We start from the raw sequence: 22,330 nt of genomic DNA, 5'->3' as shown, positions 1-22,330 counted from the left end.
GGAGAAATTAAGTTTGTATATTTAAAAAGATTAGAGGGAAAATTAGAAAGTAGTTAATATCTACACTATTAATTATAATCCCTGTTTTGTGTTTTGGCAATACCCTGTTTTAACTTTTTAAAGCTTTGTTTAAGGCTCTCTGCAACCTGTTTCTTTCAGAAATAAAGGTGTTTTGAAAAGTTTAGATATTCTTCTTTGTACCCAAAGCGAATTTAATACCGAACATTATTAAACTGAAAAAACTGACAGTTTAAAACATTGCACAAAGAAACCTTGTAATCATTACCATTTTCCTTTATAATAATAGTTACCATTAATAATAAGGAGGAGAAAAAAGATGGAATATCTAGAGAGATTATTTGAATCTTTTATATCAGCAGTGCCTTCTGTAATTCATGCGGCACTACTGTTAGTTTTAGCTTTAGTTGTATCAGCAGTAGTTAAGAGTATTGTGGTGAAGCTATTAAACAAATTACAGCTAGAGAAACACACTGACAAATTAGGTGTTGTGGATGAGGATACCGGTAGCTCCGTAGAATTTATCGGTAAATTAGTTTATATCATAGTTTTTTTACTGTTTTTGCCAGAGGTCCTAAACCAGTTAGGATTGCATGATGCTGCTCAACCAATTACTATGGTAGTTTCTAGGTTTTTAAATTTTATACCTAATATAATTGCCGCTAGCATTATTTTAGTAGTGGGTATATTTATAGCAAAAATTATTAGACAGCTTCTTGTTCCGGTTTTAAAGAAGTTAAACGTAGATAAGCTTCAGGAAAAAGCTGGTGTTGAAACTTCTGAAGAGGCGCAAATATCTTCAGTAATTTCTTATATTGTGTACGTTCTGATTTTAATTCCGGTGGTAATTTCTGCACTTCAGGTTTTAAATATCGCTGCCATATCAGATCCTGCGATTGCTATGTTAAATAGAATTGTAGTATTTTTACCTAATATTTTCGTTGCTATAGCGATAGTTGTTATAGGTGTTTATATTGCTAAGATATCTGGCAAGTTACTTACCCAAGTTCTTTCAAGTGTTGGTACTGATAAGCTTATTGGAAAAATCATTCCTTCAGATGACGAAAAAATAAGCAAATTTTCATTATCAACAGCTATTGGTGAACTAGTAAAGTATATTGTAGGACTTTTATTCTTTGTGGAAGCTATAAATGTTCTAAGACTGGAAGTGCTACAAACAGTAGGTCAAGGTATTATAGCGTATCTACCATTTGCAATAAGTGCAATAATAATAATGGGGACAGCACTATTTATTGCTACATGGGTGGAAGCACTAATTGGCAAAAAAGCCCCAAATGCTAAAGTGACAGCTTTAATAGCTAAAACTACCATTATTGTAATTGCAGTGTTTATGGCGTTAAGCCAACTTGGCGTAGCTTCGTCTATTGTAAATGCTGCCTTTATCATAACTTTAGGTGCATTAGCTATTGCTTTTGCTATATCTTTTGGTATTGGCGGAAGAGAGTTTGCTGCTAATATGTTAAAAAGGTTAGAAGATAAAACTAAAGAAGATAAGTAATAACTAAAACACTTATTAACACAAAGAAAACCTCCCTTTTTAGGGAGGTTTTCTTTGTGTTAACCTGTCTTACTATACTCTTCTTCTATGATATCTAAGTGTTTATGCAAAACTTTGTTAAAGTAGTCAAGACTATCATTATCTAAAGGCTGAACACCTTCTAATGGATACTTCATGTCTAAAGATTTATATTTCTGAGCGCCTTGGTTGTGATATGGAAGAAGTTCTACCTTTTTAACATTTGGAATCGTGTTAATAAACTTAGCGACTTCCACTATCTGCTTTTCTTCTGCATTGATAGTCGGCACTACAACATGGCGAGTCCAAATATCAACATTGTTCCTTTTGACAGCCTCTAAAAATTCAAAGAACTTATCACTTTTACGTTTAGTTATTTCTCTGTATTTATCTTCGTTTGCTGCCTTGATATCTAAAAGAACTAAATCGGTGTATTTTAGAATGTCATCATAGTCTCCTAAACCATGTCCAGAGGTATCTATAGCGGTGTTAATTCCTTCCTCTTTACAAGCTTTAAGAAACTCTTTTAAAAACTGTGGCTGTAGTAGCGGGTCACCGCCAGAAACAGTGATTCCGCCATTATCTTTATAATAAAACTTGTACCTTTTTACCATTTTGATCAGCTCATCCACGGACATTTCTTTTCCATACCCTGCTTTCCATGTGTCTGGATTATGACAGTAGATACATCTTAACTGACAGCCCTGTAAAAAGATTACTGTTCTTACGCCAGGGCCGTCAACCAGTCCCATAGTTTCTATAGAATGAACATTTGCTGTGGTCATTATGCTATATTCTCTGGTGGAATGTCCTAGAAATTACTTCTTGCTGCTGGGACTTAGTCAAGCGATTAAAGTTTACTGCATATCCAGAAACTCTAACAGTTAAAGAAGGGTATTTTTCAGGGTGATCCATAGCATCCTTTAAGGTTTCTTTATTTAGAACATTTACATTTAAATGATGAGCACCTTGAACAAAGTATCCATCTAAAACAGATACAAGATTTGCAACTCGTTGCTGCTTATCCTTACCTAAGCTGTCAGGCACTACGGTAAAGGTGTTTGATACACCATCTTTACACTGAGCATAAGGTATTTTTGCTACTGAGTTCAACGAAGCTAAAGCTCCGGTTATATCTCTTCCGTGCATTGGGTTAGCACCTGGAGCAAAAGGTTCTCCTTCTTTTCGTCCGTCTGGGGTTGAGCCAGTCTTTTTACCATAGACAACGTTTGAAGTTATCGTAAGGATAGAAAGAGTGTGTATAGAATCGCGATAAGCTTGATGTTTGCGCAGTTTTTCCATAAACCTGTTAACTACATCGACTGTTATTTCATCAACTTTTTCATCATCATTACCATATTTCGGGAATTCACCTTCGGTATGGAAGTCAACTGTAATGTTATCTTTTCTGACAGGTTTAACTTTAGCGTATTTTATGGCACTTAAGGAGTCGCTAACAACTGATAGCCCTGCTATACCGAAAGCCATTAGCCTGTCTATATCTCTATCATGAAGCGCTAACATAGATGATTCATATGCGTATTTATCATGCATGTAGTGAATAACATTCATGGTATTTACATAAGTTTCTGCCAGCCATTCCATAACGTTATCGAATTTATCCATAACATCTTCATAATTGAGATACTCACCCTTAGGCAATTCTTGCTTTGGAGAGACTTGCTGTTTAAGTTGCTCATCAACTCCACCATTTAAAGCATAAAGCAGTGCTTTAGCTAGGTTTACTCTAGCTCCGAAATATTGCATCTGTTTTCCTATTTTCATAGCGGAAACGCAGCAGGCAATTCCATAATCGTCATCAAAATCTGTACGCATAAGGTCGTCATTTTCGTACTGGATAGAGTCAGTCTCTATAGACAACTTAGCGCAAAACTCTTTAAATTTCTCTGGTAATTTTTGTGACCAAAGAACGGTCATGTTTGGCTCTGGGGCTGGACCTAGATTTACCAAAGTGTGCAAGAATCTATAACTGTTTTTGGTAACTAATGTTCGACCATCAACCCCCATACCACCGATAGCTTCTGTTATCCAGGTAGGGTCTCCGGCGAACAACTCGTTATAGTCAGGTGTTCTTAGGTGTCTAGCTAGACGCAGTTTCATAACAAACTGATCAATTAGCTCCTGGGCTTGTTCTTCAGAGATAGTGTTTTCCTTAAGATCTCTTTCTATATAAATGTCTAAGAACGTACTAACTCTACCTAGAGACATAGCAGCACCATTTTGCTGTTTTATAGCAGCAAGGTAAGCGAAGTATAACCACTGAATTGCTTCCTTAGAATTTTTAGCTGGTTTAGTTACATCAAACCCATAGCTAGCGGCCATTTCAGTAAGTTCATTTAAAGCACGTAGTTGTTCCATTAACTCTTCTCTTAACCTAATAACATTTTCAGTCATTGGTCCGTTAAGATCTGCCATTTCTTTTTTCTTTTGCTCTATCAAAAAGTCTGAACCGTAAAGTGGCAATCTACGATAATCACCAATGATTCTTCCTCTTCCATAAGCATCAGGCAATCCTGTAACAACGCCAGCCTTTCTAGCAAGCTTCATTTCAGGAGTATAAACATCAAAAACACCTTGGTTATGTGTTTTGCGATAGTTAGTAAAAGTATCCTTAATACTTTCATCAACCTCATAACCATAACTTTCTGCAGCAGAAATAGCCATGCGAATACCACCGAAAGGGTTTACGATTCGTTTTAAAGGCTCATCGGTTTGAAAACCTACTATTAGTTCGTTTTCCTTATCTAAGTAACCTGGTTTAAATGCGTTTATTCCTGAGACTGTATTAGTGTCTAGATCTAAGATGCCCTTTTGATTTTCTTTATTTAAAAGTTGTACTGCTTTTTCCCATAAATTTTTTGTTTTTTCCGTAGGCTCATTTAGAAACCTATCGTCTCCTTCGTAAGGAGTATAATTTTTTTGAATAAAATCCCTTACGTTAACCTCATCATTCCAAACACCATGCTTAAATTCTCTCCACTCTGTGTTCATAAAAAAACCCCCTTAAAAAATTTGTTAGTTTAATATGAGATTTATTAAATAGAAAGATTAATTCTAAAATTAATATTTTATTTTACGCTTACATTATAAACTGTGTTTTGACTAATTGCAACACCTGTTTTTGTTAAAATTCCCGAGTTAACAGGGGTGTACTAATCTGTTTTGTTACAAAATGAAAACTGTTATAACAGGTTGTGTATGTGAAAAATATCCCAAGAACTTAATTAAATCAGGGGTAGAGGGTGTAAAAAAAGTCTAAAAAAATCTATTTTGCCAAAAACTGTACCAATGGAGTATTACTCAAATATTACGAAAAATGATAGAAAAAAATTAAAATATGCACAAAAGTTTAAAATCAGGGGGGAAACCCATATATTTAATATCGGTGTTTGTCAAGAAAGTTGTCGCATTAAAATTAAAAAGTTTTACGAATTACCTTGTTAGATTGTAAAGCTAATCTACATGATCTATAGTATTTTTAAACTGTATGTCTTTTATAGGGTTTAGAGAAACATATTCGGGTAATGACCAATCTCTGATATTTTTAGACCACCTCTCTGGGTGCTTTTTCCTTGCATGCTCATAGATCCTGATTCTTTTTTCTACTATATTAACATCAATTCCATAGTGTCTTTGGTAAGGTGTAACAAATTTTAAGCCACTATGTAAGTGTTCATAGTTATACCATCTAACAAATTCTTTAACCCAATTTCTTGCTTCCTCTATGCTTTTAAAACCTTTATAAGGGTATGCTGGGCGATACTTCATGGTCTTAAAGAGCGATTCGGAGTAAGGGTTGTCATTACTAACTCTTGGACGGGAAAAAGAGCTTTGAATACCTAGTTTTTCAAGTGTGGCCTGAAATGTTGCTGCTTTCATTGGGCTGCCATTATCGGAGTGTAGTACTAAAGGTCGACCTGAAATCTTTTGAGACAATGTTGCTTTTTTAATAAGTCTTTCAGCATATTCTGCTTTCTCTGACTCCCATACTTCATAGGCTACAATTAATCTGCTAAACATATCTATTATAAGGTATAACTTATAGAAACTACCTTTAACAGCAGAGTTTAGCCATGTTATATCCCAAGTCCATATTTTATTAGGGGAAGTAGCTACATGAGTAGGAGGCTCCCTTTTTGTGGGTTTTTTGGCCCTTCCTCGGTGAGCATCCATTTTTTCTTCTTTTAAAACCCTGTAAATTGTTGATTCAGATGCCAAATATTTGCCTTCGTCTGCCAGCTTAGGAACTATTTGTGATGGAGGTAAGTCGACATACTTAGGATTATTTGCTGTTTTTATTATTTCTTGGCGTTCTTCATCTGTTAGCTTGTTTTTAGGAGTGGGGCGTTTAGCTGAAGGTCTTTTATCTTCTTTGATCTTCCCTTTTTCCTTAGTCCATCTTTGATAGGTACGCACGCTGATACTTAATACTTCACATGCAGGGGCTAACCTTGCACCATTTATTCTTGCTTCATCGATCAGTTCTACTGCTTTTACGCGATCTGAGCTACTGATCAGTCTTCCTCGGGGTCCCCCCAAATCGCGTCTGCTTTTTTTCTTAATACTAGTAATGCAGCCGTTTCTGCCAGTGCCTTCTCTTTTTGTCTAAGCTGCTTTTTTAATTCTTTTGCTTTTTCCTTTTCTTCCTTTAACTCACTTTTAGTCTTTTGGTAGTCCTGTGTTTCACCTTGGTTTGCCTTTAAACATTGCTCTTTCCAACGCTTTATATCTTCAAGGTATATACCTTTACGTCGGCAGTAATCGGCTAGCTCAGCTTCACTTAAAGCTGCTGTTTCTAATACTATTTGGAATTTATCTTCTGAGTTCCACCTATTTTGAGGTTTGCGAGATGATAGAGTTTTATTGTTTCTTTTCACCCATGTATAAATGGTTGTTTTGGGAATGCCCAGCTCTGCTGCAATAGCAGTAACGGTGTCATTTGAAGGGGGCTCAAGTCTTTTTAATACGGACTCAATAAACTCTTTAGAGTAGTGCTTACTTTTAGATTTTGACATAATTTTATCTCCTTAGGTTTAGTGTCGTAACTTCATTATTGCATTAATTTTCTTATACGACAACTATCCTAACACATAGGGATATGAAGAAAGTATAGATTTATAATTACTATTTTCGATATTTAGATAGGCTGGGAAGTTAATTTTTTTCGTAAGCAGGAATTTTAGCTACTATGTTTAATGTAATGATAATAAACTTTTTCTATAAGAAAAGAACACACAGATCTTAGAAATCCCAATTCAAGGAGGTGAGAGGGATTAGTTGTATAAAGGAATGTGTATGTAACAGTAAATCATGCCCTAGACATGGGAAGTGTTGTGAGTGTGTAGAGCATCATAGAAAGCAAGGAAACCTACCTAAATGTTTAGCTTAGCGAGGAAATTTCTTTATGTGCCGGAGTGTTGGAAGTAATTTAGAAAGTAACAGGAATTATGGTTTAATAGATAAAAAAAAAGGTAGTGGTTTTTAAACCACTACCTTTTTTTATCTATCCTTGTTTTAAACGTTTAGATTTAACTGTTGATCTAAATAGCATGAGTATAAAAGGTATTATTATTAAAGCAATCGGAAGAGTAATTGCCAGTATGACTATCATTGAAATTATTATTGTAATCGCCGATTCAAATAGCGAGAGAATAGGGTTGGCCGTTCCTCCAGTTGCTGTTGTTACAGCTACCTGAGCAGTGTTACTAAATACGTCTGTGGCCAGAGCTGTTCCTCCACCAGCTATTATAGCCAGAGACCACTGATGTAATGGGCTTACCTCCGTCAGAAATGATGCGGTTAAAAGAATGCCTGCTACTGTAGCAAAAGGAATGCTTATCATATTAACTATATTGTTAAACCAAGGAATTTCATAAGCGATAAGTTCCGATATAGTCGCTATCGAGAGTATAGTAATTGCCTGTGATGAAGCTATCCATTCAAAGTTATCAGGTGGACTTATAATGCCATAGTAGCTTGCTACGCTCATAGTTAAAAGAGGAATAAACACACGAAATCCGGCGGCTGTGCTTAAGCCGATACCAGTTAGTAGGTTTAAGAACACGGAGGGTGACTCCTTCCTTGTAGTTTGAATGTTGCAGTTTGACCTTCTAGAAGTAACGGGACAAACTTAGGCCTAAGTTGCCATTTTTCTGCGATGATTTCCACTGATTTCGGCGAAGTGGTAAAATGCATTGGGATTATATTACTAACAGAAATAACTTCGGCAAAATATTTGGCCGCCAGGTCGTAAAACTCACCAAGTCTTGGGTCAACAGGTATAAAGGCAATATCAATATGCTGATTAAGTAGTTTGTGTATTTCATTTTTGTAATCTAGTTCTTCTTGTCGCTGGGTTTGTATTGAGTCGTTTTTCCATTTCCACCAGTTGAGGTCTCCGCTATGAAAGATAGTGACATCATCAACTTTAACTAGAAAAGAGACACCTCGGTCGGTAGAGCCTAGGGTCTTTATTGAAATGTCATTTACAAACAAGTGCTCGTCCGGTTTGACAGTATATATATTGGCATTAGGGGATTTATCTACATTTTCATCAATGACATAACAAACATCATGCTTTTTTGACCATTCATAGATTATTGAGTTGAAGTGGTCGCTATGATCGTGAGTTACAAAAACAGTGACTTTTTTACCCGAAAGAAGCTTATCTGTGATATACTCACTTCTTTTACAATAGTCAAAGATTAGAATATTACTCTGGGTTTCCACTGCAAAGCCACTATTGAACAAATATTGGACTGTACACCCCTGGCCGCTATCTTTAAATTTCAAAACGATCCCTCCTTAAAAGTAATATTAGTTCATTATATCCCATTTAATGGGTAGAAGGAAAGGCTGTTTTTAAAGTCAACATGAAAAATTTAATAAAAAAAGTGTTTTTCTATTGACAGCATCAACCCAAGTGTATATAATCATAAACAATATATTTTTAGCTGAAATAAAAACCAGTGAAGGGAAGAGTAAGTTTAGTAACGGCTTAAGCGAGCGGATATAGAGTGGGAGGTCCGTAGCCTAACTTTACCGAAGAGAGTCTCTGAGGTTGTCTTTAAGAAGAAATTTAGTATTAAGGCACGGCTTTCCACCGTTACAAGGATTAGAGTGATTAACTAACGAGTTAATAATTAGAGTGGTACCACGGATATTCAACCGTCTCTTTGTTTTATACAAGGGGTCGGTTTTTTTTGATTAATTTAAATCCTAAGTATTTTTAGGCCTAAAATACTTTTAAAATATAAGTTCATATTTATCACAGCTTAACTGGCTTAAGACCCCCACTGATTAAATTTCACTTTATAAAGGATAAAGGGTCATTAAATAAGTTATTTATTTTTGCAAAGGAGAAGATAACAGTGATTGGTCTTAAAAATAAAAAACAATTAAACAATGGCATAGAGATAGTTAATTTACTAAAATTTCTAATACCTTCAGGGATAGGAGTTTTACTATTTATAACTCCTATCCCTAAAGACGGAACTCTAACTATACCAATAGCATTATTAACTGATGTATTTATGAATTTATTTGCACAAGCTCTGCCGCAGGGGGTCACCCTTATGGTGGCGTTTTCCGCAGTAATGAGTTTAATTTGTAAATTTACTAACCTTACTTTAAGTTCAAAAAATATATCTAAACTTTTTAATGTTTCAACACCCTGGCTACTTATCAGAGTTATAGGTGGTATAGCTTCTTTGTTAGTATTATTTAACAAAGGCCCTGAGTTTATATGGTCAGATGATACAGGTGGCCTTTTGTTATATGAACTAGCGCCTATTTTATTTACAGTGTTCATATTTGCAGGGATGTTTGTGCCTTTACTGATGGATTTTGGTCTTTTAGAATTTATAGGTAGTATTTTAAATAAAATCATGAGGCCTTTATTTACCTTACCTGGGAGATCCTCCATAGACTGTATAGCCTCCTGGTTAGGGGATGGGACTATAGGGGTTGTGCTCACTTCAAAGCAATATGAAGAGGGGTATTATACTAAAAGGGAAGCTGCAGTTATAGGTGCAACGTTTTCTGTTGTTTCAATCACCTTTTGTTGGGTTGTAATTGCTCAGGTAGGATTACCACATATGTTTCTACCTTTCTATCTAACAGTAGCCCTTGCAGGATTTGTAGCAGCACTAATACTTCCTCGAATTCCACCTTTATCTAAAAAACAGGATAGCTATAACAATGACAATAAAGTAGAGGAAAAGCCAATTCCACAAAACCATAACCGCCTAACGTGGGGATTAGTACAGGCGACCAATAAAGCAGCTCAAAGCAAGGAGTTTAGTCACTATATTAGAAAAGGAATTAATAATATTTTAGATATGTGGCTAGGAGTTTTACCTGTGGTAATGGCTTTCGGTACAATAGCTTTAATTTTAGCGGAATTTACACCGATATTTAGTATTTTAGGAACTCCTTTTATTCCCCTTCTTAACATTTTAAATATACCTGAAGCTGCTGAAGCTTCGCAAACTATAATTGTTGGGTTTGCAGATATGTTCCTACCTGCTATTTTAGCAAGCAGCATAGAATCTGAACTTACTAGATTTGTAATAGCTTGTGTTTCTGTAAGTCAGCTAATTTATCTTTCAGAAGTGGGGGGAGTAATTCTAGGTTCGAAGGTGCCAATTAGTTTATGGGAACTGTTTATAATCTTTATACTAAGAACACTAATAACACTTCCCATAATAGCATTTGTAGCACATATGATATTTTAGATAGCCGCTGATGTTATTGGAGCAAGGATAATGGTTTATTTGCCTTAAAGGGTTTCATGGGAATAAATAGACATAAAAAAGGTGCAGGCCATAAGCCTGCACCTTTTTATGTCTATTTACCGCACTAGAAACAGCCCGGCGCTATAGCCTTGTAGCTGTAATTTGGTATTTAAAAGTTTTTCTTCATCATTTAAAAGATCCAAAACATTATTATGCTGATACCTGATAGGCAATGTTACCTCTTTTACATCCTCACTGTTGTTAATAACAACAAATAACTCATTTTCAGTATCCTGTTTGTTATAGCAAATTACATCACTTTCTGCTGTATCTAAAAAGCCAAAGTTTTGATTGGTTCTAAAAACATCAAATTTTTTGCGCAATGTAATTAATTTTTGAACAAATGAAAACATATCGGTATCTTGTTCTTTTTTATCCCATACCATACATCTTCTACAATCAGGGTCATCTTTTCCTGGCATAGAGATTTCATCGCCATAGTAAATGCAGGGTGTTCCTGCCATAGTTAACTGCACCAAAAATTGTAGCTTAACTTTTTTCTTGTTGTTGCCACTTAAAGTCAAAATTCTTGGTGTATCATGGCTACCCAGCAAATTAAACTGCACTTCGTTGACGGTTTCAGGGTACATGTTGATGATTTTAGTAACTGTATTTACAAACTCAGTTGAGCTAATACTGCCTGTGGCAAAATAATCTGTAATTGCATTAGTTAGGGGATAATTCATAACAGCATCAAACTGATCACCTTGCAGCCAAGGCATTGAATCATGCCATATCTCCCCTAAAATGTAGGCATCTGGCTTAACTTTCTTAACAGTGGCCCTAAATTCCCTCCAAAAAGCATGGTCAACTTCATTAGCCACGTCAAGTCGCCATCCGTCTATATCAAACTCTTCAATCCAATACTTAGCTACATCTAACAAATAGCCTTTTACCTCTGGGTTTTCTGTATTTAATTTTGGCATAGAGGAAACATAGCCAAAAGTATCATAGTTAGCAGGGTAACTTGTCTTAACAGGCAACCCATGTAAGTGAAACCAGTCTTTATATAGGGAATCTTCTCCTTTTTCGATAACATCTAAAAAAGGAGAAAAGTATTTGCCGCTATGATTAAAAACAGCGTCTAACATTACCTTGATGCCTTTTTTATGGCAGTTTTGAACAAGTTGTTTAAAGGTTTTTTTGTCACCAAATTGAGGGTCTATCTCCATATAGTCAATTGTATCGTACTTATGGTTGGAGTGTGCTTTAAAAATTGGGGTTAAGTATATACCGGTAATTCCTAAATCCACCAAATAGTCTAAGTGGTCGATAATACCCTGAAAATCACCACCGTAAAAACCTTTATGTGATGGTCTTTCGCTCTTCCAAGGCAAAGTACCTTCAGGGTTGATTGAAAAATCACCGTTGGCAAAGCGTTCCGGAAAAATTTGATACCATACGGTGGAGTTAACCCAAGCCGGTGGAGAAAAAACATCAGCCTTATTTAAAAAGGGAAAGCAAAAATAAAAGCTAGCGTCTTTCGGCTGCTGCTCGTAAAAACCTCTTTCGGTATATACCAGTGTCTTATCACTGTTTATTAATAAAAAACCATATCTGAGTCGTTTATGCTCTGGTTTAACCTCAATCAACCAATAATCATATAAACCGTCGCTGCCATTAAACCTCATGTCTTTTTGTTTAGATATCCAACACTTTTTTTCTTTGTTAAAATCATACGGGTCCCCAAAAATAAGAGCAACTCTATCTACATCATTTTTTTTCGTCTTAAGTCTAATCTGAAGTGTTTCTTCATCTAACGCATAAATAAACTCATTATTAGGGCGATGATAAATAGCTTCTTTTAGCATAACGTACGCTCCTTTAACTATTGTTTTAAAAAAAGGTACAACCAAGAGAGGGTTGTACCTTTTTAGGGTAAGCATTGCCTAATCATTTTATTATCTATTTAGAACTAACTTACTAATAATGTTTAGGTTTGTCAAGTGTATAGAAATTAATTGATTTAACTTTAAAAAAATAAACCTTTATTTCTTTGTCTATGTTATCATATAAGTATGGTTTAGAGGTTTTATAACCTCACTTACACACCTGTTGATAGCAAAACATAATTAAAAAAGTGAGGTGTTTAATGGTGGATGAACAAACAAAAGCTTTACTTAGGAAGAGGTCACTTTGGACCTTTGGGATTTTCTTATTTATGTTCAGTTTATTAATAGGACGTCTGTTTTGGGTTCAATTCGTTGGAGGCACCCAATATCTAGAAAGGGCTGAGAGACAGTGGTTTCGTCACGTAACCATACAGCCTCAAAGGGGACAAATTTATGACAGAAATGGAGACCTATTAGCTGGAAGTGCATCTGCGGAAACTATCGTTGTTATCCCATCTGCAATTGAAGAACCTGCTAAAGTTGTAGAAAAATTAAGCAACGTGCTAGACTTAGAAGATGAAGCAATTTATAACAGGCTAAATAGTGACGCTTCAGAAGTTTATTTAAAAAGAAGAGTAGATGACAAAACAGCTCAGAAGGTCAAAGAGCTAGAAATTAAAGGTATAAGAACTATCCCTGAAAGTAAAAGATTCTATCCCCATGAACGGCTTGCTAGCCATGTATTAGGTTTTATGGGTACTGACAAAGGGCTAGAAGGTATAGAGGCACACTATCAAGATGAGCTTGCAGGAGTGCCGGGTACTTCTTTGTACACATCTGATGGAAGCGGAAGAGAGCTACCTGGTGGGGTGGCTAACTATAAAGCCCCAGTTGAAGGTTTAGACCTCACATTAACAATAGACCATTATATTCAACATATTGTTGAAAGCAAAATGCAAATAACTATGGAGGAATTTGAACCTGAGGGGATATCTGTGATCGCCGTAGATCCAAATACTGGTGAGATACTGGCGCTGGCAAATAAACCGGATTTTGAGCCGGAAAGCTTTGCCGATTACCCCAGCTCCACTTGGAGAAATGCTGCTATTACAAATAGTTTTGAGCCAGGCTCTACCTTCAAAATTGCTACTATGGCAGTAGGTTTAGAGGAAAATGTATTTAAGCCTACAGACACTTATATATGTAAGGGATATAAAGAAGTTTTAGGAACTAGAATTCGAAACTGGGACAGAAGAGCAAACGGAGAACAAACCTATACCCAAGCTGTGGTTAGATCAAGCAACACAGCGTTTGTTGATATCGGGCTTGATTTAGGTAAAGATACGTTATTTAAATACATACATGGTCTAGGCTTTGGTCAAAGGACAGGGATAGATCTGCCAGGTGAGACAACAGGAATTTTATTTAACACACAAACCATGACAGACTTAGACCTTGCAGTAACATCTTTTGGTCAAGGAAATGCTGTAACGCCAATACAACAAATCATGGGTGTGGCAGCTGTTGCTAATGGGGGGCAGCTAATGCAACCCTACCTAGCAAAAGAATTTAGAAACTCTGAAGGCGAAGTAGTCAAGGCCAATAAGCCAACACCCGTAAGAACTGTTTTCTCACAAGAAACTTCTGATATTTCAAGAGAAATTCTTCAAGAGGTAGTTAAAGGAGCAAACCTAACTATTGATGGTTACTCAGTTGCAGGCAAGTCTGGTACAGCTCAAAAAATATCACCAGAGGGTGGATACATTGATGGTTCTATCATAGCTTCTTATGTTGGTTTTGCTCCAGTAGAAGACCCCCAAATAGCGTTATATGTAATGGTGGATGAGCCCGCTACAGGCCGTTGGGGATCGCAAGTAGCTGGACCTTTATTTAGAGATATAATGGAAGATGTTTTGCATTACATGGATGTCCCTCACAGCTACCAAGAAAATGACGAAGATTAGCTAAGTGGAGGTGGAAAAATGCGACAAATACAAGGGAAGTATAACACCGCTATAGCTTATGGACAATACATCGAAGAAGCAGCTATAAATCAGATAAAAATACTTTGTGACCAAGAATTTACCAAAAGAAGCAAGATAAGAATAATGCCGGATGTCCATTGTGGCGCGGGGTGTACTATTGGAACAACTATGACTATCGAGGATAAAGTGGTGCCCAACCTAGTTGGCGTAGATATTGGATGCGGTATGGAGATAATTAAAATCAGAAATCGTAAATTAGACTTGAATAAACTAGATAAGCTTATTTATTCTAAGATACCATCAGGTTTTAATATTAGAAAAAAAGCGCATGATTTCAACTGTAGGATCGATTTAACTGCTCTTAAAGCTGCAGAGAAGGTCAACTTAAAAAGAGCTAGATTGAGCATAGGTACCTTAGGTGGGGGCAATCACTTTATTGAGGTCAATAAAGATAGTCAAGATAATCTTTACCTAGTTGTACACTCAGGCAGCAGACATCTAGGTAACGAGATTGCAAAGCTTTATCAAAAAAAAGCTACAGAAAAACTGTGTGTAAATACTGATATGCCTAAAACGTTAGCCTACCTTTCTAAAAGACAATCTAAAGACTATCTTCATGATATGTCCATAATACAAGAATTTGCAGACATTAACCGTAAAGCTATAATTGAGGAAATAATAAATGGTATGGAGCTAGAAGTTGTAGAAAATTTTACTACTATCCATAACTATATAGACATGAAAAGCATGATTTTACGTAAGGGAGCGGTTTCTGCTCGACAAGGTGAAAAAATTCTTGTGCCATTAAACATGAAGGATGGCAGTTTAATATGTGTGGGCAAAGGAAACCCTGATTGGAACTATTCTGCCCCTCACGGTGCTGGCAGAATAATGAGTCGAACAAAAGCAAGAAAATCCTTAAAAATGGAGCAATATAAGAACCTTATGTCAAAAATCCACACTACTTCCGTGAGCAAAAATACACTAGATGAATGTCCATTAGCCTACAAGCCTATGGAAGCCATCACGAGCACAATAACACCCACAGCTAAAATTGTGGAGAGAATAAAACCAGTATATAACTTTAAAGCCCCTCAGTAACTATCTCCATTTTACATTGCTTATGATAAATCCACTTTGTGGTAAAGAAGGAGCTCTCTTTAAACTGTAGCTCAAATTTTGGTCGGGAACATCGTAAGTTATCTTGTTTGCTAGAAAATCAAGCGTGTTTTTTAGTACTTCTATGGTTATCGGTTCTGCCGGGCAGCGATGAGTTTTGGTGGGGTCACCCCCTCCTTGTGGAATAAAATTGTATAAGCTGCTATCAAAGTCTTCAAAGCGTCTAGGGTTAAACTTATCTGGGTCATCCCAAATTCTAGGGTCGTGATTAATCCCATAAACATCTAGAATTACTAACATTTTTTCCTTAAACTCACATCCCTTCCAGGTAAATCCCTTACGGGACCTAGCACCGAGCACTGGGACAAAGGGATAATATCTTCGCACCTCTTGTACAAACATTTCGCGAAAGCTGCTGTCTAACAGTAGCTTTTCTTTATGTTCTGGGTGCTTATGTATTGCTAAGGCGGTAAAGGTAACCAGTAACGAAATAGCAACCATCGGTCTAATAATATTTAAAAGCTCCACAGCAGCCATCTGGCTGCTTAGCTCTTTACCATCTAACTCTTTAAAAAAAGCAATCTTAAAAAGTGCAGTGTTCTCTTCGGGTTTTAATCGTCCATTTCTAACATCGTCAATTATTCCACCTAACCACTTTTCTGTCTTAATACGTGCCAATTTACCTACATAATATCTAGGCCCCAACCCACCTAAAGCATCTACCATGGCAATAAGCTCATCAGCCCTTTTTTTTACTTCACTTTCAGGGAGCTCAATGCCAGCCCATTGACAAGCAGCGCTGCACAGTACATCTTTTGCTTCATCAAACAAAACAACGTTTTTAGAAGTTGCCCACCTATCAATGCGAGATTCCCAATTTTTCATGACTAACTGAGCAACTTTCTTCTCCTTTTTTCTCATCAATGATAAAAAAAGTTGTTTACGATGGATGTGTCCTTGTCCATCCATAGTGTGAACGGCATTTACACCAAATAAGGTTTTTTGTACACGCATGGGGACGGCCCCGTAGCGTTGAAATCTTTCGGAATCATAAAAAAGCCTAGCGCCTTCCTCACCACTTAAGCAAACAACCTTTTGCCCCATAAAATTAAGCTCTAAGATATCACAACGATGCTGCTCTGTATTATTTTTGATGAAGTTATAACCATCGGTAATTAAATCCTTTAATCCCTCAGGTACGTCTATAACCGGAATATTATAATTAGACACAAACATCCTACCCTTTCTATACCCTATTTTTTTTACACTGTTGTATTTATTATATGGGATTTTTGCTTAAATAATTTAACTTAAACATTATTACTATGTTGTAGAAGCGGTTTTATTACTGAACAAGACTAAAGTAGTAAAACAAAAAACATCTGAGAGGTAAAGACTAAGAAAAAATCAAGCCAGCTTTTTTAGCTGGCTTGATTTTTTTTAGACTTAACTATAGGAAACTCTATAGACAGAAGGTACATCATATATCTGCACAGTACATATATCACAATTAAAGCTGCCCAGACTTCCAAAACCATCGCAAAAATAATAAGACCATAAAACCCGCTCATTGCAGCCAATCCTTTAAAAGCCACTGCTGTTATTACAAAGGGAAAAGTAAAAGCAGAGTAACTTGGATAAAATTCACTTTTTAAAAGGGGAGGCATTTTAGTTGCTACTGCCCCAAGCATCACAAAGGCCAGACCTGCCAGAAAGGATATAAGTACATTATTAGGATGGGGAAATGAGCTTATATATCCCGCAAGACAAAGACTAGCAGGCGCTGTTAAAATAACAAATGTAGGTAATGCTGGAGGTGGCATTGATTTTATCTTTACTACCCTATAAAGCACAATGGGAAGTAAAATTAAATAAGATAAAAGTCCAAACCAAAACAAATATTGACCTATATTTTGATGTCCCAAAGCTGGCGCAGAGATGCTGGCAACAACTATAACTACGTAAACTACGAAATAGCTAGGAAAAACAGCTTTTATGTTAAAGTTAAAGATATATTTTTTGGTAAACACAAAAATAAGTAATAGGTGAATTAATATAGCAAAAAACCAAAGCATTGATGCTAAAAAGTTAAAAGAGCTGATATATGTTGACAGCACCATAAGCCCCATTGAAAAGGTTGGAAGCACGCTGGCTAATACAGGGTTTTCAAAAGCTGCCATTAAGCTTTTGGGCATAATGATAAGCTTTGCCACTATAAGCACTAAAATGCAAGCGGAAATAGCTCCAAAAAAATATCGATATATTTCCCCATAAGAGGCTAAAAGATTACCTAAGGTTGCACAAGCTAGCATTAAGCCAGCAATTGGATAAGGTAACTTTTTAATAATATCACTCATCTATCTATGCTCCGATACTATGATCAATGTTAGTTAACCCTAGTTCGCGCACAATAATCTCAGCAGTTTTTTCCGCAATTTCACCAGTAAATGATATACACTGCTCCTTATGCTCGCCAGAACCCATATCCATGCCATGAGTTAGCACCTTACAGCATAATACCTTGTGGTTATCCTTAAAACTTTGTTGCAATTCATTTGCAAGCTCTAGCGTTTTTACAACTTTTGAATCACCGGGCTCTGTTCTACCCAAGAAATAACCCAACGCCATAACCCCTCCAGATACAGCACCACAAACACACTTAGACTTTCCGATGCCAACGGGGAACCCTGATGCCATAGCAACCATCTCATCAGGCATATCTAGCTGAAAATTTTCCTTTATAGAGTATACAATAGCCTCGGAACAAAAAAACTTACCTTCTCTGTATAAGTCTTCCGCTTCTTGACGAATTTTTTTAATACTAACCTTTTTATTCATACTAAAACCTCCCAAATTAATTTAGTGAAACTAATCACAACAGTGGTTAAAAAATATAAATATTATTTATAGATAGAATAACATCGCCTTATTAGTAAAGCAATAGTTATGATATAAAAGAAACTTATATAGTTTTCTTGGTATTTAAAATGAATGACTAGTGAATACAAAATGATAACATTACCTAAAATAAAATGAACATTAAATTTTAGGGGGTGTTAAAACTGAAATCAAATAAAAATATAGGGTGCACAGTAAATGAGTGTAAATATCATGCAAAAAATGAATCTTTCTGTAGCCTAGATCATATCAACGTTGTTAAGCACATGGATAAAGCAAAAACCCCAGAAGCAACTGATTGTGGGAGCTTTGAAGTTGAAAAATAATTTAAAACACAAAAAGGTCTAGTTAGTATAGCTAGACCTTTTTAACGCTCATCTTATCCCACCTTTAATTGATAACCTTCATATACTTACATCTTTATGTTATAATTTTAAAAGTAACTTAAAATACTATAAGGACAGTTCATTGACCATCCTGTCCTAAAACAAAACTAGGCAACTACCAAAGGGACAGTTGCGTCCCTTTTTTATTTGTCTAAATTTAATGAATCTTTAAATTTAGGAGGCATATTAAATGTTTATATTAAAAGCAGAAGTTCAGTTTGACCTAGCCCATTATCTTAGCAACTATGAAGGCAAATGCTCCAACATCCACGGCCATAGATACAGGCTTATCGCTAAGGTAAAGGGAGAAGACGTAAAAAAAGAAGGGCAGCTTCGGGGTATGGTGGAGGACTTTGGCACCATAAAAAAAGCCCTCAAAGAAATAGAAGATTACTTTGACCACAAGCTAATCATAGAAGACGATGAGATTGGCCAAGACTTTATAAAGCGGATGAAAAACAGCCCGCAACCATTTGAGATATTAACAGTTCCCTATCGCCCAACAGCAGAAGAGATGTCTCGGCATATATACCACATGCTAAAAGACAAGGGCTTTGATGTCCACGAGGTGGAGCTTTTTGAAACCCCCACCAATAGCTGCATCTATACAGAGGCCGACAATGACTAAATATAATATAATAGAAAAGTTTTGCAGCATCGACGGAGAAGGGCCGACCGCCGGAGAGATTTCCACATTCATTAGATTTGGCCGCTGTAACTTAAAATGCACTTGGTGTGACACAGACTACTCCACCGGCGAAAATGTATATGGAGAGCAAATGACAGCAGAAGAAATATATGATTTTATCGCACAAAACGGTACCGAAAACGTTACAATAACCGGCGGCGAGCCGTTAATCCAAAAAGATATAGACAAGGTGTTAGTTTTCCTTTCTCAAAAGCAGCAGCTAAAAATTCAAATAGAGACCAACGGCAGCGTTTCAATTGACAGGTTTAAAGACAAACTAATAAGGGAAAACTGTGGGCAAAACGTAAGATTTATATTAGACTACAAACTTCCTTTAAGTAAGATGGAGCAGCACATGGACAAAAGCAATCTAAAAGCAGTTGGAAAAGAAGACGTTTATAAGTTTGTTATAGGCAGCGATGAAGACTTAAAAACTGCCTATAACATCATAAATGAGTATAGCCTTACAGAAAAATGCCTTGTCTATTTCAGCCCAGTGATAGGCAAGATAGAACCTACCGAAATAGTGGATTTTATGAAAAAGCATAAATTAAATAAGATAAAACTGCAGCTGCAGCTTCACAAGATAATTTGGTCTCCCGACATGAGAGGTGTATAAAAATGAAGTCTATAGACACAGAAAAAATAGAAAAAAATATACGGCAAATCCTAATTGCACTAGGAGATAACCCTGACAGAGAGGGGTTAGCAGAGACTCCCAAGCGGGTGGCTAACATGTATAAGGAAGTCTTTGAAGGAATGCGCTACTCCAACGAAGAAGTTGCGGAGATGTTTGACAAAACCTTTGAAGAAGAAACCGGATATACCGTCAACAAAAGCAAAAACATGGTGGTGGTACAAGACATCCCAATCTTTAGCTTCTGTGAGCATCACCTGGCGCTTATGTACAACATGAAGGTGGCAGTTGGATATATCCCAAACAAAAAAATCATCGGGCTTAGCAAAATCGCACGGATAGCGGAGATGGTAGCCAAAAGACTTCAGCTGCAAGAACGGATAGGAAGAGACATCGCCGAAGTTATGGCCATGGTGGCAAATACCGATGATGTGGCGGTGGTGATCGAAGGAGAGCACAGCTGTATGACCAGCCGTGGAATCAAAAAAGGCGGTGCACTTACAAAAACCAGCACCTTCAAAGGAAAATTCGAGGAAGATAACGAGCTAAGAAACGAATTTTTGTTACTAGTAAAATAGGGGGAATAAAAATGGAAAAAGAAAAGTGCGTAGTAGTATTTAGCGGCGGACAAGACTCCACCACCTGCCTTTTTTGGGCAATGGAAAAATTTGACGAAGTAATTGCCGTATCCTTTGACTACAATCAGCGGCACAAAAAGGAGCTAGAATGTGCCGCAGAAATTGCCAAAGAGCAAAAAATAGAACATCACATACTAGATATGTCTCTGTTAAATCAACTAGCTCCCAACGCACTAACAAGAGATGACATAGATGTGGAGGAAAAAGAAGGAGATCTGCCTTCCACCGCCGTAGATGGCAGAAACATGCTATTTTTAACCTTTGCAGCGGTGCTGGCAAAGCAAAAAGGGGCCCGGCACATAGTAACCGGTGTTTGCCAAACAGACTTTAGCGGATACCCCGACTGTAGAGATGTATTTATCAAATCTCTAGGCGTAACTCTAAATCTATCCATGGACTACCCATACGTAATTCACACGCCCCTTATGTGGATGGACAAAGCAGATGCCTGGCAGCTAGCAGACAAGCTAGGTAAGTTAGACTACGTCAGAGAAAAAACCCTAACCTGCTACAACGGAATCATAGGCACAGGCTGTAAAACATGTCCAGCATGTGAGCTAAGAGCCCAAGGACTAGAAAAATACCTACAAAAAAAAGAGGAGGCAAAATAAATGGAATCTAAAAAAGGAAGAAAAGACGAAGAACTAGAAGGAGTAACTCTACTAGGAAACCAAAACAATAAATACCAGTTTAACTACACCCCAGAGGTGCTAGAAACCTTTGAAAACAAACATATGGAAAACGACTATTTCGTAAAATTTAACTGCCCAGAGTTTACCACCCTATGTCCCAAAACAAACCAACCGGACTTTGGTACAGTATATATAAGCTACATCCCCGACAAACACATGGTGGAAAGCAAGTCGCTAAAGCTATACCTATTTAGCTTCAGAAACCACGGCGACTTCCATGAAGACTCCATGAACATAATAATGAAAGACCTAATCAAACTAATGGACCCAAAATACATAGAAGTATGGGGCAAATTCACCCCAAGAGGGGGAATAAGCATAGACCCCTACTGCAACTATGGCAAAAAAGGTACCAAGTTTGAAAAAATGGCAGAAAAGAGAATGATGGAGCATGATCTTTACCCAGAGAAAATAGACAACCGCTAGCCCAGACAGCTCAAAAGCACCCATCTTCGTTGTTGCTGAAACTGCCCCAACATCCTCACGTATTAGTTCATACGCTCCGGTGTTGGGGCAGTTTCGCGCCTAGAATCTGGGCACTTTTGAGCAGCCTGGCCCAGTTTGGGTCAAGCACTTGTCTTCTTTGTTGAGGAAATACGGAAAAAATCCTAAGCGATAAAAGCTTAGGATTTTTTCCGTGTTTAGGACCAAGGGACAGCACATGCCCCTTCTGTTCCTCCCTCCTATCTAAATGTTCGAAGTAAGTAAAAATAAATACATTTCCCCGGCTGTAGCAACTGATACACTGGTAGCAACTGCATATAAATAAAAATACTTACTCTTTTCAATAGCTTTTATTGATAAAAGTGTAAAAAAAACCGAAAGAAACATACTACTCATCAAAATAAATCCTTCCACTGATATATTTCCCTTACATATTAATGTTTGTGAAGAAAAAAATAATTTCCATCCTTATATTATTTTTTGTTCCGAGATGAAAAAAATTAAAGCTAAAATAGAAAGAACATGCACCTTTAATATTGCCTAGTGAAAAAGAGATATGTAAATCTTAAATTAATAAAGCTTTAAAAATACTAAAATTGATTATTAATCAAACTCGTCCTTTTTTATAATTTACAGTGAA

The 22,330-nt window shown here is 36.7% G+C and carries 19 protein-coding genes and 1 other annotated feature; of the genes, 10 read left to right on the top strand and 9 right to left on the bottom strand.

Features of this window, described 5'->3' with window-relative positions; genetic code table 11:
- Positions 1-337 precede the first annotated feature (337 nt).
- Entirely contained in the window at positions 338-1,537 is a 1,200-nt protein-coding gene (locus PRVXH_RS11030; RefSeq protein ID WP_353892822.1) for a mechanosensitive ion channel, read from the top strand.
- 59 nt (positions 1,538-1,596) lie between these two features.
- Here the strand turns inward: PRVXH_RS11030 and pflA are convergent, their stop codons facing one another.
- The 5 genes from pflA to PRVXH_RS11005 form a co-directional block, all read right to left on the bottom strand.
- Entirely contained in the window at positions 1,597-2,340 is a 744-nt protein-coding gene (gene pflA / locus PRVXH_RS11025) for a pyruvate formate-lyase-activating protein (protein ID WP_353892821.1), read from the bottom strand.
- Between the two features lie 4 nt (positions 2,341-2,344).
- Positions 2,345-4,567, bottom strand: coding sequence for a formate C-acetyltransferase (gene pflB, locus PRVXH_RS11020; RefSeq protein WP_353892820.1), 2,223 nt, complete (start codon positions 4,565-4,567; stop codon positions 2,345-2,347).
- A 462-nt stretch (positions 4,568-5,029) separates the two neighbouring features.
- Positions 5,030-6,591, bottom strand: a protein-coding gene (locus PRVXH_RS11015; RefSeq protein WP_353892476.1) for an IS3 family transposase whose coding sequence is annotated in 2 segments (ribosomal slippage) — positions 5,030-6,117 and positions 6,117-6,591 — 1,563 coding nt in all. Because the reading frame shifts where the segments join, the coding sequence is not laid out codon by codon here.
- A gap of 488 nt (positions 6,592-7,079) precedes the next feature.
- Positions 7,080-7,640 (bottom strand): DUF4126 domain-containing protein, encoded by a 561-nt coding sequence (locus PRVXH_RS11010; protein WP_353892819.1) that lies wholly within the window; start codon positions 7,638-7,640, stop codon positions 7,080-7,082.
- Positions 7,631-8,368, bottom strand: a complete 738-nt coding sequence (locus PRVXH_RS11005; protein ID WP_353892818.1) for an MBL fold metallo-hydrolase — start codon at positions 8,366-8,368, stop codon at positions 7,631-7,633. The genes PRVXH_RS11010 and PRVXH_RS11005 overlap by 10 nt, the downstream gene beginning before the upstream one ends.
- 167 nt (positions 8,369-8,535) lie before the next feature.
- Positions 8,536-8,754, top strand: a binding site (T-box leader).
- A gap of 192 nt (positions 8,755-8,946) precedes the next feature.
- On the opposite strand from PRVXH_RS11005, the gene PRVXH_RS11000 reads away from it, so the two are divergent.
- Positions 8,947-10,311 carry a YjiH family protein gene (locus PRVXH_RS11000; protein WP_353892817.1) on the top strand — a complete coding sequence of 455 codons (1,365 nt, stop codon included), beginning with the start codon at positions 8,947-8,949 and terminating at the stop codon, positions 10,309-10,311.
- Between the two features lie 116 nt (positions 10,312-10,427).
- On the opposite strand, the gene PRVXH_RS10995 is transcribed toward PRVXH_RS11000, so the two are convergent.
- Complete coding sequence (locus PRVXH_RS10995) at positions 10,428-12,182, bottom strand: glycoside hydrolase family 13 protein (RefSeq protein ID WP_353892816.1); 1,755 nt, start codon at positions 12,180-12,182, stop codon at positions 10,428-10,430.
- A gap of 350 nt (positions 12,183-12,532) precedes the next feature.
- Here PRVXH_RS10995 and PRVXH_RS10990 point away from each other — a divergent pair, with 350 nt between their 5' ends.
- Both PRVXH_RS10990 and PRVXH_RS10985 read left to right on the top strand, forming a co-directional pair.
- Positions 12,533-14,167, top strand: a complete 1,635-nt coding sequence (locus tag PRVXH_RS10990) for a penicillin-binding transpeptidase domain-containing protein (RefSeq protein ID WP_353892815.1) — start codon at positions 12,533-12,535, stop codon at positions 14,165-14,167.
- A gap of 18 nt (positions 14,168-14,185) precedes the next feature.
- Positions 14,186-15,289: an RtcB family protein gene (locus PRVXH_RS10985; RefSeq protein WP_353892814.1), complete on the top strand. Its 1,104-nt coding sequence runs from the start codon at positions 14,186-14,188 to the stop codon at positions 15,287-15,289.
- Here the strand turns inward: PRVXH_RS10985 and PRVXH_RS10980 are convergent, their stop codons facing one another.
- The 3 genes from PRVXH_RS10980 to PRVXH_RS10970 all read right to left on the bottom strand — a co-directional run bounded on the left by PRVXH_RS10980 (position 15,290) and on the right by PRVXH_RS10970 (position 18,145).
- The gene (locus PRVXH_RS10980; protein ID WP_353892813.1) at positions 15,290-16,537 is read right to left on the bottom strand and encodes a cytochrome P450; all 1,248 of its coding nucleotides are present in this window, start codon (positions 16,535-16,537) and stop codon (positions 15,290-15,292) included.
- A gap of 191 nt (positions 16,538-16,728) precedes the next feature.
- The gene (locus PRVXH_RS10975) at positions 16,729-17,664 is read right to left on the bottom strand and encodes a TDT family transporter (RefSeq protein ID WP_353892812.1); all 936 of its coding nucleotides are present in this window, start codon (positions 17,662-17,664) and stop codon (positions 16,729-16,731) included.
- Positions 17,665-17,668: 4 nt separating this feature from the next.
- On the bottom strand, positions 17,669-18,145 hold the full coding sequence (locus PRVXH_RS10970) for a C-GCAxxG-C-C family protein (protein WP_353892811.1): 477 nt from the start codon (positions 18,143-18,145) through the stop codon (positions 17,669-17,671).
- 224 nt (positions 18,146-18,369) lie between these two features.
- Here PRVXH_RS10970 and PRVXH_RS10965 point away from each other — a divergent pair, with 224 nt between their 5' ends.
- From PRVXH_RS10965 to queF, 6 genes are all read left to right on the top strand, one after another.
- Complete coding sequence (locus PRVXH_RS10965; protein ID WP_353894585.1) at positions 18,370-18,531, top strand: DUF1540 domain-containing protein; 162 nt, start codon at positions 18,370-18,372, stop codon at positions 18,529-18,531.
- Positions 18,532-18,781: 250 nt separating this feature from the next.
- The gene (gene queD, locus PRVXH_RS10960; protein ID WP_353892810.1) at positions 18,782-19,219 is read left to right on the top strand and encodes a 6-carboxytetrahydropterin synthase QueD; all 438 of its coding nucleotides are present in this window, start codon (positions 18,782-18,784) and stop codon (positions 19,217-19,219) included.
- A complete protein-coding gene (gene queE, locus PRVXH_RS10955; RefSeq protein ID WP_353892809.1) occupies positions 19,212-19,898 on the top strand; it encodes a putative 7-carboxy-7-deazaguanine synthase QueE in 687 nt (228 codons plus the stop codon). Before queD ends, queE begins: the two co-directional genes overlap by 8 nt.
- Before the next feature lie 2 nt (positions 19,899-19,900).
- Positions 19,901-20,494 carry a GTP cyclohydrolase I FolE gene (folE, locus tag PRVXH_RS10950; protein ID WP_353892808.1) on the top strand — a complete coding sequence of 198 codons (594 nt, stop codon included), beginning with the start codon at positions 19,901-19,903 and terminating at the stop codon, positions 20,492-20,494.
- Between the two features lie 11 nt (positions 20,495-20,505).
- Positions 20,506-21,165, top strand: coding sequence for a 7-cyano-7-deazaguanine synthase QueC (gene queC / locus PRVXH_RS10945; RefSeq protein WP_353892807.1), 660 nt, complete (start codon positions 20,506-20,508; stop codon positions 21,163-21,165).
- The gene (gene queF, locus PRVXH_RS10940) at positions 21,166-21,672 is read left to right on the top strand and encodes a preQ(1) synthase (protein WP_353892806.1); all 507 of its coding nucleotides are present in this window, start codon (positions 21,166-21,168) and stop codon (positions 21,670-21,672) included.
- Positions 21,673-22,330: the final 658 nt, after the last annotated feature.

The organism is Proteinivorax hydrogeniformans (genome assembly GCF_040515995.1).
Classification (GTDB): Bacteria; Bacillota; Proteinivoracia; order Proteinivoracales; family Proteinivoracaceae; genus Proteinivorax; species Proteinivorax hydrogeniformans.
This window is presented reverse-complemented; position numbering and strand designations above follow the sequence as displayed.